This is a genomic window from Vibrio sp. YT-19(2023), assembly GCF_033337395.1.
The window spans coordinates 1-632 of the sequence record NZ_JAWOQN010000672.1; the positions used below are offsets into that span (position 1 = coordinate 1).

General features: G+C 45.6%; 1 protein-coding gene. It reads left to right on the plus strand.

Annotated features, from left to right (window positions below; translation table 11 throughout):
• Positions 1 to 632: diguanylate cyclase domain-containing protein (locus R7E78_RS27800; RefSeq protein WP_318058843.1), on the plus strand; the 632-nt coding region annotated here is incomplete at both ends.

Below are 632 nucleotides of genomic sequence, written 5' to 3' on the forward strand. Positions count from 1 at the left end.
ATTGATATCGATAACTTCAAATCGGTCAATGACACACACGGCCACGAATTTGGTGACGAAGTTCTAAAACAGATCTCGACTCGCCTTAACCACTTTTCGGGCGAAGGTCGTTTGATCGTCCGTGAGGCAAGCGATGAGTTCATCTTTATCGTTAATCGAACTGATGAAGAGACCATCAAAGATCTAGCAAGCGAGCTGATTCAAACGCTTTCCAAACCATATAACGTTAACGATAACCAGTTCCTGCTCAGTTGCAGCATTGGGATTGCGTTCTACCCAATGCACGGCGACAACTTAGACGCGCTGCTGCTTTCTGCAGATATCGCCATGTATCAAGCGAAAAAACAGCGTAATGCGTACAGTCTGTTTAATCAGGAGATGCAAGCAAGTCATCTGCACAAGATGAAAGTCGAGCAACGTCTGAGGCTTGCGATTGAGAAGCAAACGCTGTTTATGGCTTATCAACCGCAGTTAAACATCAATGGCGAGATTTATGGTGTTGAGGCGCTTGTTCGTTGGGAAGACGAGGAACTGGGCAAAGTACCACCTAACGAATTTGTTCCTGTCGCTGAAAGCTCAGGTTTGATGGTGCGTTTGGGTGAGTTGATCATCGAAAAGAGCCTTGAAGATAT